The sequence below is a fragment of the Allomuricauda sp. d1 genome (assembly GCF_039592695.1).
GTDB lineage: Bacteria > Bacteroidota > Bacteroidia > Flavobacteriales > Flavobacteriaceae > Flagellimonas_A.
Genome location: NZ_JBBUTK010000001.1, coordinates 848,824 through 867,996 on the forward strand (window position 1 = coordinate 848,824; position 19,173 = coordinate 867,996).

Below are 19,173 nucleotides of genomic sequence, written 5' to 3' on the forward strand. Positions count from 1 at the left end.
CAATTGAATGCAAAATCCTTAATTTTCGCTTCAATCCAAAAGGTTTAAATAGGTTCATTTTCTGTCGATACTGTATTTGCCCGGACCCAACAAAAAGATGGCAACAAAAATAGCCAAGTACAGAAGTGCCAATTCTTTGGTGCCAAAGGGATCAGGTGCATGCACAACAAAAGCGGCAATGACCATGGCGACTATGGTGGGTATAGTGGCCCAACGGGTCTTGAATCCGATAATGATCAAAACAGGGCATAAAAATTCAGCAATAACCGCCAAGAAAAGGGTAGGGGCCTCACCAATACCAATGGGATTTCCAAATTCAATATTACCGGCAATCAGATTTTGAAGTTTTGGTATGCCGTGGGTCAGCATAAAAGCGGAAGGCACAATTCTAAGAATGGCTAAACCAATGTTGGCCAAATTACTGTTTTTCATTCCGTGGGGGAGTTACGTTTGTTGCGAATTTATCATTTTTTGACAAACTCGGATAATGTATTTTCAAAAATCATTAGGAAAACGATGGATAATTCTCAGGATCAGCCTCATGCATTATTGAATAGATTTTTTCAAAAATATCTTCTGCGTTGGGTTTTGAAAAATAGTCTCCGTCCGAGGCATAGGCTGGTCGGTGTGGTTGCGCCGTCAACGTCTGTGGTGCACTATCCAAATATCTGTAAGCACCATTTTTTTCAACCACATGCTGGACCAAGTAGGATGAACAGCCCCCTGGCACATCTTCATCAACCACTAAGAAACGATTGGTCTTTTTGATACTTTCGACCACTTGGTCATCCAAATCAAAAGGAAGCAATGACTGTGCATCGATGACTTCAATATCAATACCGACCTCTACCAATTCTTCGGCAACCTGCTGCACAATCCGTAATGTTGAGCCATAGGAAAGCACAGTGATGTCAGTACCTTCTCTTATAATCTCGACTTTGCCAATTGGGGTGCAAAATTCACCGAGGTTGTTTGGGGCCGGTTCTTTTAGGCGGTAACCGTTTAAGCTTTCGATAATCAGTGCCGGCTCATCACTTTTCATAAGCGTGTTATAGAAACCTGCTGCTTGGGTCATGTTTCTGGGCACCAAGATGTGCAGTCCCCGTAGTAGATGCACCAAAGCACCCATGGGCGATCCTGAATGCCAAATGCCTTCTAAACGGTGGCCTCTGGTACGGACGATCAATGGAGCTTTTTGCTTGCCGACGGTTCGATATAACAATGTGGCAAGATCATCACTTAATGTCTGCAAAGCATAAAGGATATAATCCAGGTATTGTATTTCGGCGATGGGGCGAAGTCCACGAAGTGCCATACCGATACCTTGGCCTATAATGGTGGTTTCTCGAATGCCCGTATCAGCTATTCTTAGAGGGCCGTATTTTTTTTGTAGACCTTCCAACCCTTGGTTGACATCACCAATTTTGCCTGTATCCTCTCCAAAAATAAGGGCGTTGGAATATTTTTTGAACAGTTTGTCAAAGTTGTCACGCAAAATGACCCGCCCATCGACCATCTCAGCATTTTCATCATAATTTGGTGAAATCGATGCAACTTTAACAGCGCCATCAGCATGTTCGCCATAAAGGTTAGAACTGAATTTTGGCTGTGCATCTTGCATAAAGGCTTCAACCCATTGAACCAATCTATTTCTTTGTGCACTATTTTCACCGATGACATAACGCAGTGCACGCCTAGAAAAAGATGCCAAGTCTTTTTTAAGGGGCTCTTTTATGGCAACAAGGTCTTTTTTCAGTTTGTCAATGAAATTTTTATTTGGCGAAGATGATGCCAACGCTTCCAAAATACCAACGAGCTCTTTTTGAAGTTGGATGTGTGGCTTTAAAAATTCGGCCCAAGCCTCCTTTTTGGCATTTCGGACCGTTTGTTTGATTTCTTTTTCAAGTGTTTTCAGCTCTTCATCAGTCGCAATCTGGTTCTCCACAATCCACTCACGGAATCTTTTGTTGCAGTCATTATCGTGTTCCCATTGCAACCTTTTGTCAGTTTTGTAACGTTCGTGAGAACCCGAGGTTGAGTGTCCCTGGGGTTGGGTAAGTTCAGTGACGTGTATCAGAACGGGCACGTGCTCTTCCCGAGCAATGTCCGCTGCATTTTCGTAAGCGTGTATCAGAGCGGTATAGTCCCAACCTTTCACTTTGAGTATCTCAAAACCTTCATTGTCATCATCTCGCTGAAGGCCTTTCAGCATTTCTGAAATATCGGATTTTGTGGTGTGGAATTCTGCCGGAACCGAAATTCCGTAATCATCGTCCCAAACGCTGATTACCATGGGTACTTGCATCACCCCAGCGGCATTCATCGTTTCAAAAAAATGTCCTTCGCTTGTACTGGCGTTGCCTATGGTGCCCCAAGCGACTTCATTGCCGTCGATTGAAAAACCAGTGGAATCTATTTCGGTAACATTCCGGTAGATTTTTGAAGCCTGTGCAAGACCCAAAAGTCTGGGCATTTGCCCTGCTGTGCATGAAATATCGGCACTGCTGTTCTTTTGTTTTGTGAGGTCTTTCCATGAGCCATCTTCATTCAAGCTATGGGTCATAAAATGCCCACCCATTTGGCGCCCTGCGCTCATGGGCTCTTTTTCAAGATCCGTGGTTGCGTAGAGGCCGTGAAAGAATTCAACGGCATCCAAAAGGCCCAAGGCCATCATAAAGGTCTGGTCACGGTAGTACCCGCTGCGAAAATCGCCATCTTGAAAAGACCGTGCCATGGCTATCTGAGGCAATTCTTTTCCATCCCCAAAAATTCCGAATTTGGCTTTGCCAGTGAGTACTTCGCGGCGACCAAGAAGACTACACTCACGACTGGTGACGACCACTTCATAATCCTTCAAAATCTGTTTTTGAAAATCTTTAAAGGAAATGTCGTTGCTGGTCTCGGAATTGGGCTTCATCGTAAGTCAAAGGATTTTTGCAAAATTACTAAAAAACGATTAATCGTGCAATCAAAAAAAGTGGCTAAAAATTTTTAAATCCTCATTTTTGGAGCGATAAATATCATTTTTGTTAATTCTGTAACACAAATACAGTACTTTATTAAAGAATCCTCAAAACCATTTGCGTGTGAAAAGCCCCGTTAATGTCTTGATATCCAAAGTGACTATAAAACGGATGCGCTCGCCATAATCACGCCTGGCAATTTCCCAGCCAATATTTGAATAAACTGGAAAATAGAGCTCAAAATAGTCGGTGACCAAATTTAGCCTCACCCCAGAATCATAGTGAAAACGTGCATTCTCACCTCGGTCAGCTATAAACCCAAGGTCACCATACAGTTCAACCCAACGCCATACATTGAAGCTGGCGTTCGTGGTGGCTATCCAATCACTGCCAAACTGGTCTTCAAACCGTGACTTGAAGCCACCTTCGGCAATAATGATCTGTTGGCTGTAAATTCCTGAATCTTCCGACCTTCCCAAATAGCCCAAGTCAAATAGGTAATCGGTAGGGCGATCAAGGGCAAAGCTGAAAAAATCAGAGTCTGTCTTGTTTCGAATAAACTTCCCCGCATAAAACCTTAGGTTCAACTGACGGTTGCTGGTGAACAACCTACGATACTCCAGCTCCAATGCCAATTTGGTAAACTGGCTCGAATGCTGAAAGTCCAATAAAGATGACCGATAATTGACAATATCGTTCGTGCGGTTTTGGTAGCGTACGTTGAACACATTGTAATCGGGATTGTTTTCCAAATCCAAATCAATGGAATCATCGGTCAAGACCCCCTCATCAATACTTCTAAAAACATTTCGATGTCTGATGAGCAACGACTGCCGTTTGTTCGAACGCAAGTCGTTCGGCCGCCAGCCGAAGCTTATTGCTGGTGTTATGGTTGTAAAACGTGAGTTTTCTTGAAAATGGGAAGTACTTCCGCCAATAAAATAATTGGAAACATAGAGTCCGCTTTTCCCGTGATATTTGCGATAACGAAAACTTGCACGGCCCACCAAAGTTCTTTCCAAAAATGAATAGGTCGGTGCAAAATCGTAGACAAAGGGGCGCTCTAAAAACGTCTTGTTGTAGATGCGTAATCCTGGGGTAATCCCGTCATAAACATTGAAATTGGCAATGGGCACATAAAACACTTGATTGTAATACGGGTCCTCGGTGTCTTTAAAAAAGCGAAATTGCAGCTTTTTATTGCCTGAGAAAAAGCCATTCAACGTTTTCCAGTTATCACGTTGGTTAAACTCGGGTATTTTTTTGTCATAGTTCAAAACCAAGCGATCTTCACCATTTCTAGGAATGGTGAATGTTCTTGTCGTATCAATGCCCGTGAACCAATACTGTGAAATGACGGAATCATTCTGAAGCCCAAAAAGTGAAATGGGTACTCTGGTGCCCCGCTTGTTTTTCAAAGTCAGGGTAATGGAGTCTTCCGTTTTTGAAACCTTTTTTATTTTGTAGTCTATTTTGTCTCGTGTGCTGACATATTCATTAAAAAACCAGTCGATGTCATCATCGGTACAAAACTTGAGTGCCTGTTTAAAATCTGAGGTTTTTGTCTTTGGTTTGAGCCGATGAACCTTATAAAAATCAATAATGGTGCTGTCAATGCGCTCTTTGCCCACATAATTGGCTAAATAGGCCAGCCCCAGCCCCGCTTTGTAGCGATTGGCAATTTTTTGGTTGAATACGATCAACGAATCATTTGGGGTGGTCAGAGCTTGGTCAATATTGCTCCGGGCCGATAGCATCTGTAAAAAATAATATTGCTCATTAAATCCCATTTCGGCCAGATGAAAACTGCGAACACCCCAAACATTGGCCAATTTGCCTATCAATTTTTGATCGGGATAATTCTCTTCAACGAACTTTATCATCAAATAATAGGCAATGGCATCATACACCCATCTTTCTTTTCTTGGGTTCATGAACAAAGTTTCTCTCAGATATTTGTTGAGGGCAGTCTTTAGAAACATCATCTCAAACTGAAATTGTTCCTCATACGGTCGTATGAAAGAAGGAAGCTGGTTTAGACCGTATAATGGATTCTTGTTGTACTCCATGGTACTGACCTTCAGGTTGTCATGGGGGTAGTCTCCGAGGTTTTTCCTCATAAACCGTGCAATTTTTTCAATGGAAATTCCTTGGGAAGGCACATCGTATTTTTTTGCCTCTATATTTGAAGTGACCGTGAGGTGGGGTGTCACATGCTTGGTAAATTCTTTTTCAGGAGTCAAGACTATATCGCAGTTTTTGCGGCTCGGTGCTTCTAAAATAGCCGACTGACCCTGAGGAAATCTAGCCACATTCTGGTTTGCAAAATTAGAAGACAAGAACAGTTCTCTGGGAAAGATAAAATTGATACGAGTGTTGGTCACATCTGTATAGAGGTCATCCAGACCCTTGTTTGAATACAGCTGCCAGTCGCCGTCAAAAACTGCCGGGGTCAGGTACCAATCCTTTAAGTAGTAATACTGGTCACCATCATATCCGTAGCCGGTGAACTTGCTATCAGGTAATTGAATGTCATAAGTGAAAAAAATCTCAATGGCGGCATCTGGAGGCAAAGGCTCTGCGAGCTTAATACGAATGATGTCTTGGGCAGCGGTGCGCTCCCAGTCTAGACCTTCATACTTGCTGTTGACCACGCTTTTGATATGGGTGTGCCCGAACTCACGTCTATTTGCCAAGTGAAGGCTTCGGTTAAAGTCTTCGCCAAACCTTTTTGCCAAAGGGGTCGTGTTACTTGAGTAAGCGTGGTTCCAATCATTGAAATACAGCACATTGAGCGTTGATCCTGAGTTGTTTTTGTAGGTGAACCGTTGTTTGATCTCAATTTTTTTGGTTTCGCCGTCAAGTATCGCCGTCATTATATTTTTGTGCTGCGCAAAAGACGGTGCAGCAAAGAGGGCAAGAAGTGTCAAAACAAGACTGTGCGCAAGGTGATTTTTCAAAAGGAGGGACAATTTTAAAAGTTCGGACTCAAATCGCGGCTCTTATAGAAGCTGTCGATGATTTCAACCACATCGTCTGCAGAGTCCACCAGTTTAAAGAGGTCAAGGTCAGTGGCGCTGATGTTTTTTGCTTCGAGCAGGGTGTCGCGTATCCAATCTACCAATCCCTTCCAAAACTCCGTGCCGACCAAAACAATGGGAAATCTGTGTATCTTCTGTGTTTGGATGAGCGTCATCGCTTCAAAGAGTTCATCCAACGTGCCAAATCCACCGGGTAGTACTACAAAACCCTGTGAATATTTGACGAACATGACCTTTCGCACAAAGAAATAGTCAAAATCCAAACTCTTGTCGGCATCAATATAGGGATTATCATGTTGTTCAAACGGTAAATCAATGTTGAGCCCGACGGAAATACCGCCAGCTTGGTTCGCCCCACGGTTACCAGCTTCCATAATACCGGGACCACCACCCGTGATAACACCATAGCCCGCTTCGGCCAGTTTTTTTGAAACATCAACGGCCAAATCGTAATATTTCTCACCTTTTTTGGTGCGTGCCGAACCAAAAATAGAAACACACGGTCCAATGGCACTCATTTTTTCAAAGCCGGTGACAAACTCGCCCATAATCTTGAATATGGCCCATGAGTCGTTCGTCTTGATCTCATTCCATCCCTTGTGGTGTTGTTCTTTCCTCATAATTGTATCATACGGCCTTGGCCATTGTCTTTTTTGATGCTTCCAATTCTTTTTTCAAGAACTTTGCAGTGTAGCTCTTGGTGTCTTTGGCCACTGCTTCAGGAGAACCTTCCGCAACAATCATTCCACCGCTACGACCCCCCTCATAACCAATGTCAATGATGTGGTCCATCATTTTGATGACATCCATGTTGTGCTCGATGACCAATACTGTATTGCCTTTGTCAACCAAGCGGTTCAAAACTTCCATTAAGACCCGGATATCTTCAAAATGGAGGCCCGTGGTAGGCTCGTCAAGAATGTAGAAGGTGTTGCCGGTATCTCTTTTGGACAGTTCAGTGGCCAATTTGACCCGTTGTGCCTCACCGCCCGAAAGCGTGGTGGATTGCTGCCCCAAACGAATATAGCCCAACCCCACATCTTTGATTGTCTTCAATTTTCTATGGATTTTGGGAATGTTCTCAAAGAAATTCACAGCTTCATTGATGGTCATTTCCAAAACATCGGCAATGGATTTACCTTTGTAGCGTATCTCCAGTGTCTCTCGGTTGAAACGTTTGCCATTGCAGGTTTCACATTCAACATAGACATCGGGAAGAAAATTCATTTCAATGACTTTCAGCCCCCCGCCTTGGCAAGTTTCACACCTACCGCCCTGCACATTAAAGCTGAATCGCCCCGGTTTGTAGCCCCTGATTGTTGCCTCTGTCGTTTTTGCGAACAAAGAGCGTATTTCACTGAAGACACCTGTGTAAGTTGCGGGATTCGACCTTGGGGTGCGACCGATGGGAGATTGGTTGATGTCAATCACCTTGTCAATATGGTCAAGCCCCGTAATTCTTTTGTAAGGCATCGGTTTTCTGACGCCATTGAAATAATGGGCGTTCATGATGGGGTAGAGCGTTTCGTTGATTAATGTTGACTTACCACTGCCAGACACCCCTGTGACCCCAATCATCTTGCCCAAAGGAAATGTGGCCGTGACATTCTTTAAATTGTGCCCGGTGCAACCAGAAAGCACAATTTTTTTACCGCTGCCCTTTCGACGTTTTTCAGGGATGGAGATTTCTTTTTCACCAGTAATATAGTCAGCAGTCAAGGTGTGATGATTCTGAAGGTTTTCCGGCGTCCCTTCAGAAATGATTTCACCACCATACCTTCCTGCCCTCGGACCAATGTCAATCACATGGTCTGCCGATTCAATCATATCGCGGTCATGTTCGACAACGATGACGGAATTGCCGATGTCACGAAGCGATTCCAAAGAACGGATGAGTCGTTCGTTGTCACGCTGGTGCAGTCCGATACTGGGTTCATCCAAAATATAGAGCACGCCGACCAATTGCGATCCGATTTGTGTTGCCAAGCGGATGCGTTGGGCCTCACCGCCCGAGAGTGACTTTGAGCTTCTATTGAGTGAAAGGTAATCCAATCCTACATCCAAAAGAAAACCAATACGAGCTTTGATTTCTTTAAGAATTTCTTCGGCAATCTTTTTTTGGTTGTCGGATAAGCGTTCAAAAAGACCTTCAAAAAAGGTGGCCAGTTCTGCAATGTCCATCTCGACCAACTCGGCAATATTTTTGTCGGCCACTTTGAAGTACAGCGATTCTTTTCGCAACCGGGAACCTTCACAGGTTGGGCACTTGATTTTATCCATATACTCCTTGGCCCATCTGCGTATTGAGGTAGAATTGGCCTCTTCAAACTGGGTCTTGATAAAATTGCTGATGCCTTCGTAGTCAATGGTGTAATTGCGTTTCACCCCAAGGCTCTTTGATTCTACGGTAAAACTATCCTTTCCGCCATGAAGGATGACCTCCATCGCTTCTTTTGGAATCTTAGAAATGGGGTCGGCGAAATCAAAATCATAGCGCTGTGCAATGGTCTCCAATTGCTTGAAGGCCCATGATTTTTTGTATTCCCCCAAAGGGGCGATGCCACCTGTTTTGATGGACAGTTTTTTATTTGGAAATATTTTTTTCTCATTTACCTCATACACATGGCCCAAGCCGTTGCAATGTGGACACATGCCTTTTGGTGAGTTGAATGAAAAGGTATTCGGCTCAGGTGTAGGGTAAGAGATACCCGTCGTCGGGCACATCAGGTCACGACTGAAGTATCGGGGCACACTTTCACCTTCTTCCAAAACCATGAGCACATTGTTGCCGCTGTACATGGCGGTATTGATGGTCTCGTTCAAGCGTTTGTCCAACTCTTCGCTTTCGGTAACTTTTAAGCGGTCGATGACAATCTCGATGTCGTGAGTCTTATAACGGTCGACCTTCATTCCTTTGGTAATGTCAACAATATCACCATCGACACGAACTTTCACAAAGCCCTGTTTGCCAATCTGTTCAAAGAGTTCACGGTAATGCCCTTTACGGGATTTCACCACCGGTGCCAGCACATTGATTTTTTTGCCTTGGTAGGCCTCAATAATGAGCTTTTTGATTTGCTCATCACCATAGCTGACCATTTTTTCGCCCGTATTGTAACTGTAGGCATCTCCTGCACGGGCAAAAAGCAACCGCAAAAAATCATAGACCTCGGTAATCGTGCCCACGGTGGAGCGAGGGGATTTTGAGGTCGTCTTTTGTTCAATGGCGATAACTGGGGAGAGGCCGTCAATTTTGTCGACATCAGGTCGCTCGAGGCCACCCAAAAACTGGCGGGCATAGGCCGAAAAGGTCTCAATATACCGACGTTGGCCCTCGGCGTAGATGGTGTCGAACGCCAAGGAAGATTTGCCGCTGCCCGAAAGCCCGGTAATGACCACGAGCTTTTCGCGGGGTATGGTGACATCGATATTTTTGAGGTTGTGAACGCGGGCACCGCGGACTTCAATATTTTCTTCGTAGTTAATCATAGCACAAGATGCTAAAATACGCAATTGCCGCTTAAAAAGGAAGCTGGATTATATTTCCAATTTGTTAAGTGATGGTTTATTTTTGGTCTGTCATTCCTGCGGAAGCAGGAATCTGTTGTGAAGTCTTCCGCCTTTGCGGAAGAGGAAATTAAATATTCTTGATTCATGAAACTACTAGGTATAGGTTCTCGCATTGACCACCCTGAATATGGCAAGGGTGTGGTCACCAACGTCTCTAACAAACATTATTGGGTCACTTTTATTGACAACGGACTCGAAACCATTGACTTGGACTCTGAATTTGAGGTCATCGAAGCGTCAGAGGATGATTTAGACACTGTCAGTCTTTTTGATGTGGAACGTTCATTGGTCGAAATTCTACAAAAATGGAGCGACACCCATGAAAAAGTAGCCATCGCGGACAAGTGGAAAGGTGGCAAATTGATTTTAGAACCCGGTGACAACCTCGCCAATAAAGAAATGCCCATTGAAACCTTTTTTCATAAAATTGTGATGGTTCGCGACCGTATTCGGGTCATGGAACAAAAAATCAACAGCAGTAAAAATTTGGATGATTCTGAAAAGGTTGACCTACAACAATACATCACCCGAATCTATGGCTCATTGACCAGTTTTAATGTGTTGTTTAAAAATGAGAGTGACCGATTTGTGGGGGAGCGGAGTAAATGAAAGTAGATTTTCTTCGAAAAAAGTATGACAGAGAGCTGCTCATCGATTGTTTTGAGATGCGCGAGAATCTCAATGTCAATAAGTCTACACAACCTTTTTGGGTTACGTTTTACGAAATTATCTTTTTTACTTCAGGTTTTGGGGAGTTCCGAATTGATGAAGAAATAGTCTCCTTTAAGAAAGGAACGGTCTTGTTGCTTCCTCCCAACAAATGGCGGCAATGGCTTCACCTCTCTGACGATACCGATGCTTTGTTCTTGATTTTTGAGGAGGAATTTATTTCCAGGTTCTTTAATGATGCGCTCTACTTGTACCGCTTTGCTTATTTCTACAATACAGACACTCCTTCTTATGTAAACCTTACAGATTGTGAAATGGGTGTGATGTCACAAAAATTAATGGAAGTACAACAAGAACTAAAAAGCCTGAAAGACGATAGTAGGCATTTTCTACGGGCACTGCTATATTATATTTTGATTCAACTGAATCGTGAGTACCAAACTGCCCATTCAATTTCAAAAACGTTTTATAGAGAACAATTGGTGCTTCAATTCCGGAAGTTGTTGGAAAAGCATATAATTGAAAAACAGCGAGTTGTAGATTATGCCCAGCTGTTGCAGGTGAGTACGTCACATTTGAACAAAAAGCTCAAGCTATTTTTGGGAAAGAATTGTTCTGAGCTTATCAAAGAACGCTTACTGCTAGAAATCAAAAAGCAATTATTGTTTTCAAAAAAGACCATTAGCGAAATCAGTTATGGCCTCAACTTTTCAGAGCCTTCAAACTTCAATCGTTTTTTTCATACGATGACAAAAATGACCCCGAAGCAGTTTCGACTCGAAAATGACAATTCTTAGTCTAAATTGATAATCCTTCTCCACGTTTAGATCATCAACTTTGTGTACATAATCTAAATCACTAAAGATGAAATCATTAATCTATACTGCTGCTTTGGCCTTGTTGGTATCTTGTAATACGGTTGATGCCCAAAAAGTGGCTGAAAAAGCAGTTGAGAAACACAAACAAATGAAAGGTATGGAAAAAGAGAACCTGAAAGAACTCGTGCAAAAGTTCTACGACCAATTAAGTAATCCCAACAATGTGAACGCTCATGCTTTATCACAGGAATATATGGCAGACGATTGGTTGTCAACCCCACAACCGTTGGGTGGCCCTGGCCGTCAAGGGTTTTTAAACACCTTGGCCGCATTTGGCGGCATGATTCCTGATTTGAACTGGGCAGTGCAAGAAATGTTGGTCGATGGCAATCGGGTAATCGTTCGCAGTATCGCCTCGGGCACTCCCAACTCACCCGAGGGACATTTCTTTGGTGCCCCCACCGATGGCAGCAAAAAGTTCGAGATTATGACCATCGACGTGCATACCGTTGAAGATGGTAAAATGGTACGTTCGTACCATGTTGAGGATTGGGCCACTGCGATACAGCAGGTTTCAAATCAAGAGTAATTCAAAATCGGGCGAAAATAATCGTCTTAGAAGGGGGCTGTCTAGACAGCCCCCTTCTTCTCGCATAAATACCTTTTGAATGATTCCCCATTTGAAGAGCCTGTCCCCGCACTTGATGCGAGAGGGCAGTCCGTATTTGCGAACTGGTGGTGTCACACCGTTACACTTATTTATTTACTAACACCCCTGCAATCCGCCTCTGGCGGATTGGCTGTCCCCTCAAGGGGACAATCAGACCCCTCCGTCTTCTCCACCGATGGTGGAGAAAACACCTCCCTTTGTCCTTCGACTGCGTTCAGGATGACAAAAGGGGTGAGCTATTTTATTCCCCTCCTTTGAAGGGGTTAGGGGAGGCCTACACCGCCTCTTTCTTTTCACTTAAATACTTCCAATACCGCTTTGGTACATGCTGGGTATGCAATTTTTTATTGATTCGCGATTTGATATTGGTGCTTTTAAAATAGTTGTTCCATAAGTCTTGATATTCGTATTCACCGTCGTTAAAGACCCAGCTCTTTTTGGTACGGTTAAAATGCACTTCGTGCAGATCTAACGACACAATTTCTACGCGCTCTAGATTATAGAAAATACCGTAACGGCGTTTTACATCATAAATCAACCATTGTTGGTCGGCATAACGATTACGAAAGTGTTTAGAGATGAGCGGCAACACATCAAAATCAGGTTCGATATTGGCAAAATAGATGTTGTCTTTGGTCAATTGAAAGCGTACAAAAGCCTCCATGCGGTGTTTTTCACGCCCCACGGAACGTGCCAATTGACTGATGCGCAACACCACGCCATCGGAGTAGTCCACTTGCTTTCTGTTCTTAGAAGTCATCAGCTTTTGAATGTAGGAGTAGAGGAGGAGCTCGACCCCATCTTCCTCGCTCAAAAAGGCAAAATAGATATTGGTGATGGCGTTGTAGCTTTTGTTGCGAACGCCGTTCCAGACGCGTTTTGCCTTTTCAACATTGGTGAAAATGGTTTCCGTCTCTGAGAAGAGTCCATTTTGTCCCTGGTCGTTTTTCTGAATATCGGCTACATCGATTTTTTCATCAAAAGCGACGAAAACTGCTGTGAGAAAGCCGTTAAAACTTCCGTCATAGACTAGTGTAGTACTTTTTATGTCATTCCCGCCTCTCGACTGCGATCGTGATAAACTTTGATGGGAATCTGTTGTTGATGGATTCATAATCTTATTTTTTAATTCTCTTGCGAAAAGACGGTGGTATCGAGAGTTTGACCTCTTTGACACCACTGTCTTCAATGAACACTAGAAAGTCTTGCTTTCGTTTCTAATCAATTCTTTTAATCGAACCAATGATTTTTTGGCCCTGTTTCTAAAGGCCACATAGTCATAACCAAAGTTGAGAATGGCTGTGCGCCTGCGTTCCAAATAGCTTTGTTTTTTGACCAGAGTTTTCATTGTATTTCCAATTGCGAGTGAAGCGAAGCAATCCGCCCACTTCATTCATTGATTTTACAGTTCACGTCGCTTCGCTCGTGAATAGTGCTAACTGATTGCTGTACTGTTTCCGAAACTTACCGGTGGAGTTCTGCAAAATCAGTCCCTTGATTTTCTCCGCGTCCAAATCACGGCGTTCCCATTGATGGGAATCACATACCATGAAATATTTGGCACGGTTGAGGGCCACCCCAATCTTTTTGAGATGGTCCCAGTTCAATTTTCGAAACTTTCGGGCCTGCAAAATCTTGTTGACCGAAAGCATGCCCAAACCCGGTATGCGGGCCAGCATCCGTTTGCCCGCCTTGTTGACATCCACAGGAAAATGGTGCAGATTCCGTAGTGCCCATGACAGCTTGGGGTCTACATCTATATCGAGATTCGGATGTTCATCGTTCAAAATTTCCTTTACGGCAAAGCCATAAAAGCGTAGGAGCCAATCTGTCTGGTACAATCGATTTTCACGCAACATGGGCACTTGTGACCCAATTGACGGTAAACGATTATCTTCCAGCACGGGCACGTAGCCCGAATAGTAGACCCGTTTCATATTGTAGGCCTTGTAATAATAGGTGGCGGAGTACATGATATCTTTATCAGTCTCGCCCGTGGCACCCACGATCATCTGGGTGCTCTGCCCAGCTGGTGCGTACTTTGGCGTGCTTTTGATGACCTTGCGTTCGTTTTTGTAACGAATCAGTTCATTTTTGACCTTGCGCATAGGTTTGGTGAAATCTTCATGCTTTTTATCGGGCGCCAAGAGTTTGAGGCCAGAAATGGTGGGCACTTCGATGTTGACCGAAAGACGATCCGCATACAACCCGGCCTCATACATCAGCTCATCACTCGCCCCAGGAATGGATTTTAAATGAATGTAGCCATTGAAATTCTCCTCTTCACGTAGCTTTTTTGCCACGGCAATCAGTCGTTCCATGGTGTGATCAGGACTTTTGAATATCCCAGAGCTCAAAAAGAGCCCTTCGATATAATTGCGGCGGTAAAAATTGATGGTCAGATCAACCACCTCTTGAATCTTAAAGGCGGCCCGTTTCACGTCATTGCTCTTGCGGGTCACGCAATACGCACAATCGTAGATGCAATGGTTGGTCAATAATATTTTTAATAGGGAAACACAACGGCCATCTTCGGTATAACTATGGCAAATGCCCATTCGAGAAGCATTCCCCAAGCCACTGCCCTTATTTTTTCGGTCGCTGCCGCTGCTGGCGCACGAAACATCGTATTTGGCAGCGTCGGCAAGGATATTCAGCTTTTCTTTGATACGTTCGAAGTTCATTTGGAAATATTCCATTCAAAATTATGGAAATATTCCAATAAATGGAAATAATCCATAAATATTTTTGGAAATAATCCAAAATCAATATATTTGATAAAGATTAGAATTTATTGGATTTCTTGTTTAGGTGGATTCCCGCCTCTGCGGGAATGAAGAGAAGTGCAAGATTTATGGAAAACGAACTTACCATAAAACGCTTTGCCGAAATCAGAAGGGATTTGGGCTTTACCCAAGCAGAGTTTGCCAAAAATCTGGGGGTGTCGAACACCACTGCAGATATTGAACGCGGGCGAACCAAACTTTCGGGCAAGGTGGTTTCTGAATTGCTGCGACAGTATAAAATTAATCCCTTATGGTTGTTTGGCGAAAGCGACCAAAAACATTTGGATACTTCAAGAACCAGCGTGATTCCTAAAGTGGTCACGGTCGACAGCCAAGAAAACGACAATATGGTGTTGGTCAATGCCAAGGCAGCTGCAGGTTATCCGCAGAACATTGCCGACACAAGCTGGTATCAACAATTACCGGCCTTTGATTTGCCGATTCCCGAATTTCGAAATGCTACCTATCGGGGCTTTCAGGTGGAAGGCGACAGCATGTTGCCAAATCTGAAACCCAATGATTGGGTGATGGCCCGTGCGATTGAGCATATTGACCATGTAAGCCCCAATAAAATGTATGTGGTCGTGTTGCAAGACTCCGTAATGGTCAAAAAAATTGAGAAACGGCCCAACTCGAACAATGTCACCTTGGTTTCGCTGAACGAGAGCTATCCTCCTTATGACATCAAACCCTTTCAAATTCAAGAGATGTGGGAAGTGAGCAGCAAGCTTACCTTTGATGTCAATGCCTCATCTGAACGCGGTTTGCTGAAACAATTACAACAATCAATGGAAGAGCTGAAACGTCAGGTAGGGCAGGTGAAAAATTAGCGGATTGCCTATCTTTAAGGGCTAACCGACCTCTCTACAACATGAAAAAGCCGTTCTGCTTCGTTTTTCTATTTTCCTTTTTTTCTCTTGCCTTTACCCAAGACTCGATTCAACCGTTACGGGTTGGCTATACGCGAGCAGCTCCATTCATCATTCAAGAAGGTGAAATTTTGGAAGGCATCAATATTTGGTTATGGCAACGCGTCGCAGAAGACCTAAACTTGCAATATGAGCTGGTGCCCATGCAGTTTTCTGGGATGTTGGATTCGTTGAAAGCGGGAAAGATAGATGTCAGTATCAATCCGTTGACCATTACCAGTGCCCGTAGCAAGGAAATGGAGTTCACCCATTCGTTCTATGCTTCACATTCGACCATTGTGGTGGCCAAACAATCTTCTTTCCAAAAAATCAAACAGTTTGTAACCTCTTTTTTTCAGGTCAATTTTTTACGGGGATTTCTCGTGCTGTTCATCATTTTATTGTTCTTCGGAATTTTGGCTTGGATGTTTGAACGACGGAAGAATCCCGAACATTTTCGACCTGGTTTTAAAGGACTATGGGACGGACTATGGTGGTCGGTGGTCACATTGACCACTGTGGGCTACGGTGACAAGGCCCCAAAAACACGCATGGGAAAAATCGCCGCTTTAGGGCTGATGTTCAGTGGGTTGCTTTTTGTTTCTGGGCTTACGGCAAGTATTGCCTCAAGCCTTACCGTTAATCAGTTGAATAGTGAGGCAGCCGACTTTGGTGATTTTAAAGAACGTCGGGTAGGCACCATCAGAAGTTCAGAATCTGATGATTTTCTTCATGCCCATTTCTTTAAGGATATAAAAACATATTCGAGTGTGGTGCCGGGTCTAAAAGAATTGCAGGCCAATAAATTGGATGCTTTTATTTATGATGCCCCGATACTTCGCTATCGCATCAAAAAAGATTCGAGTCTTCAAAAACTGGAGGTGCTGCCCCTAAAGTTTGATGTACAGTTCTACGCCTTTGGAATCAAAAAAGATGCCGTAGAACTGGAGCAGGCCATTTCGCAACGTATTCTTGAGATTATGGAAACCCAACAATGGTCGGTGATTTTGGCCGAGTTTGGCCTCTCTGAACTTTGACCAAAAGTTTTTTAGTTGGTTTTTCTGCGTAAGTTTTCTTCGGAGTTTACCCTATCCATTTGAAATTAGTTTAAGTTTAAAAATGATGACAATTCTTGATATACAACATATTCGCTGCCTTTTTGGTCATTAATTGTCACGCGTAACCTCAAATGGGATTTAAGAAAATGACAAATTCTTCATTTAGGAAATCAATATTTGCTATAACAGCAATATTATTGCTTGCATTTCAAATCCCATATCAACAAAATTCTGTTTTTGACAGCATTGTTGACAAACTTAAACGGTATGTAAAAGAAGATAGTCCTGAAAAAATCTATGTGCATACTGACAAGAATCTCTATGTTGCAGGAGATACCATCTGGTTCAAAACCTATTTGGTCGATGGGGTACATCATTTGGCAAGCACCAAAAGCAATGTGGTCTATGTAGAGCTACTAGATGCCATCGATAGACCTGTCGTAAAGAAAGTATTGAATACAAATGGAAAGGGGGTTGCACATGGCGATTTAGTGATTGACCAAAATCTTAGTGAAGGAAAGTATACACTGCGTTCGTATACCAAATACATGTTCAATCAAAAAGAACCTGTATTTTTTCAGCAAGACATACAGATTTGGGTTGGGGCCGTCAAGAAAAATGCAGCTATTCTAGAATCCGATAAAATGGGTTTGGACGGATTGCGCCCCGATGTTCAATTTTTCCCCGAAGGAGGCGATTTAGTCGCTGGATTGTTCAACATTATCGGAATCAAGGCGGCCGATTCCTCGGGAAATTATGTTACGTTAAGGGGTAAGATTGTGAATGGGGAAGGAGACTCCATAGCAACAATCAATACCCATAAATTTGGTCTTGGCACCAGCGGATTTGTTCCGGATTTGGATAAAAAATACTATGCCGCCATTCCTTTTAAAGGTGACACCTTGGAATATGTCTTGCCAAGTGCATTACCATCAGGCATGGTGCTTCGCGTTGAAAATAAAGGTGATCATTTGATTTTACGGGTCAATTCCAACACTATAGACGGACTTGAAGGCACAGTGCTTTTAGGTCATTTACGGGGCAATCCGTTTTTTAAGTATGTGGCTAAAGCCAATGATAATAGGCAATATTCATTGAAGCTGTTGACCGACAGCCTTAGTGACGGTGTTGCCCATTTTACGTTGTTCACTGCTGAGGGAGAGCCGATTTGTGAACGCTTGGTATTTATTGACAATCCGAAAAATGATGTGAAACTGTCCGTTACTTCGGCTTCTAAAAACTATGGTAAACGTGAGAAGGTCAATTTAGATGTTGCCCTATCCACCATTAATGGAAAAAAATTGGGGGGCAACTTTTCGATGACTGTGTTCAATATTGGTAAAAACCATTTTGATGGAATAAATGAAACTGATATCAAAAGCTGGTTGTTGCTGGATTCTGATGTAAAGGGCCATATACCTAATCCAAGTTATTTTTTTAAAGACAGTTCAGAAAAACGAAGGTTGGCGTTGGATGCCCTGATGATGACCCATGGATGGCGGCGCTTTACATGGAAACAATTGTTGGATGGTACTGTCAATCCATCAAAATATCATAGCCCCGAGAAGGGCATCGAGATAACAGGTAAGACGACCAGTTATGATGACATCAAGTCACCAAGAGCTGTACAGGTCACCTTAGGTATTTTTGAAGAAGGGGGCATGTACCAAGAACAAAAAAACTCCAATGTCAGCGGTGATTTCAGTTTTGGACCTTTTGCATTTCAGGATAGTATAAAAATCATATTGGACGCAATCAATCCGTATGTCAAGAACAAGAAAAAGGCGAAGAACATTTCAATCTTGGTCGATTCACCTTGGCCTGAAAACATTCCGAACAGTGATAAAATTGTCCAAGAGGCTTCAAGCGAATCGATTTTGGATAATGAATATTTTGAAAATATCCGTAATCAGGCTAAGCTTAAAGAAGCTTCGCCGATAACACGTTTGGAAGGAGTCGTACTCAAAGGTGAAAAACCAAAAACCCAATTGGAAATTATCAATGAAAAAATTGATGCCATTACCTTGCACGGCAAACCCGACCAAAGACTTTTCATGGATTCCATCAAAAATTTTGAACGATTGAATGTGTTGGACATTATCAACACTCTGCCAGGGGTACAGGTAAAAGGGGATTATAGCGCTGAGACTATCAATTTTGAAACAAGCCAAAAAGTTAGGGTCAGAGGTGGGCTCCATAGTATTCAGTTGGATACAGAGCCACATTATTTACTTGACGGGGTACAGGTTCCACTCGATGCATTGAAAAATATAAATCCGCGAACTGTGAAATTTGTTGACCTTTTGGTTGGAGGCGCTGCGTCAATTTATGGTGTAAAGGGAGCGAACGGCGTTATTGCCGTTTATACCGATAGAGGAAAGGGATTGGATTTGGTGTTGGACCAAGAACAGTCACCTGGGGTTACCACAGTGACTATCCCAGGATTTTACAAGGCTAGGGAATTTTATTCACCGAGTTACTCTAAACCGACCACAGGTGTTCGTCGCCCTGATTATCGCACTACGTTGTTCTGGAAGCCCGAAATATACTTGACTCCCACTTCAGTACCACCCATTAGTTTTTTTACTGGTGATAATACAGGTAACTATCTTGTGGAAGTAGAAGGCTTAACCACAGACGGAAAGCCTATTACAGCAACGTTTCAGTTTGTGGTGGAATAATATTATAAA

At 43.1% G+C, this 19,173-nt stretch carries 14 protein-coding genes; 6 read left to right on the forward strand and 8 right to left on the reverse strand.

Annotated elements, in window-relative coordinates; genetic code table 11:
- Positions 1 to 54: 54 nt before the first annotated feature.
- From AAAH86_RS03975 to uvrA, 5 genes are all read right to left on the reverse strand, one after another.
- The gene (locus AAAH86_RS03975) at positions 55 to 432 is read right to left on the reverse strand and encodes a DoxX family protein (RefSeq protein ID WP_343486205.1); all 378 of its coding nucleotides are present in this window, start codon (positions 430 to 432) and stop codon (positions 55 to 57) included.
- A gap of 73 nt (positions 433 to 505) precedes the next feature.
- Positions 506 to 2,917 carry a thiamine pyrophosphate-dependent enzyme gene (locus AAAH86_RS03980; RefSeq protein WP_343486206.1) on the reverse strand — a complete coding sequence of 804 codons (2,412 nt, stop codon included), beginning with the start codon at positions 2,915 to 2,917 and terminating at the stop codon, positions 506 to 508.
- 153 nt (positions 2,918 to 3,070) lie between these two features.
- The gene (locus AAAH86_RS03985) at positions 3,071 to 5,839 is read right to left on the reverse strand and encodes a metalloprotease (RefSeq protein ID WP_343486207.1); all 2,769 of its coding nucleotides are present in this window, start codon (positions 5,837 to 5,839) and stop codon (positions 3,071 to 3,073) included.
- Positions 5,840 to 5,937: 98 nt separating this feature from the next.
- Positions 5,938 to 6,624 (reverse strand): TIGR00730 family Rossman fold protein, encoded by a 687-nt coding sequence (locus AAAH86_RS03990; RefSeq protein ID WP_343486208.1) that lies wholly within the window; start codon positions 6,622 to 6,624, stop codon positions 5,938 to 5,940.
- Positions 6,625 to 6,631: 7 nt separating this feature from the next.
- The gene (uvrA, locus tag AAAH86_RS03995) at positions 6,632 to 9,493 is read right to left on the reverse strand and encodes an excinuclease ABC subunit UvrA (protein WP_343486209.1); all 2,862 of its coding nucleotides are present in this window, start codon (positions 9,491 to 9,493) and stop codon (positions 6,632 to 6,634) included.
- A 165-nt stretch (positions 9,494 to 9,658) separates the two neighbouring features.
- Here uvrA and AAAH86_RS04000 point away from each other — a divergent pair, with 165 nt between their 5' ends.
- The 3 genes from AAAH86_RS04000 (at position 9,659) to AAAH86_RS04010 (ending at position 11,650) form a co-directional block, all read left to right on the forward strand.
- The gene (locus tag AAAH86_RS04000; protein WP_343486210.1) at positions 9,659 to 10,183 is read left to right on the forward strand and encodes a hypothetical protein; all 525 of its coding nucleotides are present in this window, start codon (positions 9,659 to 9,661) and stop codon (positions 10,181 to 10,183) included.
- Complete coding sequence (locus AAAH86_RS04005) at positions 10,180 to 11,040, forward strand: AraC family transcriptional regulator (protein WP_343486211.1); 861 nt, start codon at positions 10,180 to 10,182, stop codon at positions 11,038 to 11,040. The genes AAAH86_RS04000 and AAAH86_RS04005 overlap by 4 nt, the downstream gene beginning before the upstream one ends.
- A gap of 67 nt (positions 11,041 to 11,107) precedes the next feature.
- Positions 11,108 to 11,650: an ester cyclase gene (locus AAAH86_RS04010; RefSeq protein WP_343486212.1), complete on the forward strand. Its 543-nt coding sequence runs from the start codon at positions 11,108 to 11,110 to the stop codon at positions 11,648 to 11,650.
- A gap of 355 nt (positions 11,651 to 12,005) precedes the next feature.
- Here the strand turns inward: AAAH86_RS04010 and AAAH86_RS04015 are convergent, their stop codons facing one another.
- From AAAH86_RS04015 to AAAH86_RS04025, 3 genes are all read right to left on the reverse strand, one after another.
- Entirely contained in the window at positions 12,006 to 12,845 is an 840-nt protein-coding gene (locus AAAH86_RS04015) for a TIGR03915 family putative DNA repair protein (RefSeq protein WP_343486213.1), read from the reverse strand.
- 81 nt (positions 12,846 to 12,926) lie between these two features.
- Positions 12,927 to 13,079, reverse strand: coding sequence for a hypothetical protein (locus AAAH86_RS04020; RefSeq protein ID WP_343486214.1), 153 nt, complete (start codon positions 13,077 to 13,079; stop codon positions 12,927 to 12,929).
- A 61-nt stretch (positions 13,080 to 13,140) separates the two neighbouring features.
- On the reverse strand, positions 13,141 to 14,415 hold the full coding sequence (locus AAAH86_RS04025; protein WP_343486215.1) for a putative DNA modification/repair radical SAM protein: 1,275 nt from the start codon (positions 14,413 to 14,415) through the stop codon (positions 13,141 to 13,143).
- A gap of 170 nt (positions 14,416 to 14,585) precedes the next feature.
- On the opposite strand from AAAH86_RS04025, the gene AAAH86_RS04030 reads away from it, so the two are divergent.
- The 3 genes from AAAH86_RS04030 (at position 14,586) to AAAH86_RS04040 (ending at position 19,164) form a co-directional block, all read left to right on the forward strand.
- On the forward strand, positions 14,586 to 15,347 hold the full coding sequence (locus AAAH86_RS04030) for a LexA family transcriptional regulator (protein WP_343486216.1): 762 nt from the start codon (positions 14,586 to 14,588) through the stop codon (positions 15,345 to 15,347).
- A gap of 41 nt (positions 15,348 to 15,388) precedes the next feature.
- Positions 15,389 to 16,462, forward strand: a complete 1,074-nt coding sequence (locus AAAH86_RS04035) for a transporter substrate-binding domain-containing protein (protein WP_343486217.1) — start codon at positions 15,389 to 15,391, stop codon at positions 16,460 to 16,462.
- 218 nt (positions 16,463 to 16,680) lie between these two features.
- Positions 16,681 to 19,164: an MG2 domain-containing protein gene (locus tag AAAH86_RS04040; protein ID WP_343486218.1), complete on the forward strand. Its 2,484-nt coding sequence runs from the start codon at positions 16,681 to 16,683 to the stop codon at positions 19,162 to 19,164.
- Positions 19,165 to 19,173 lie beyond the last annotated feature (9 nt).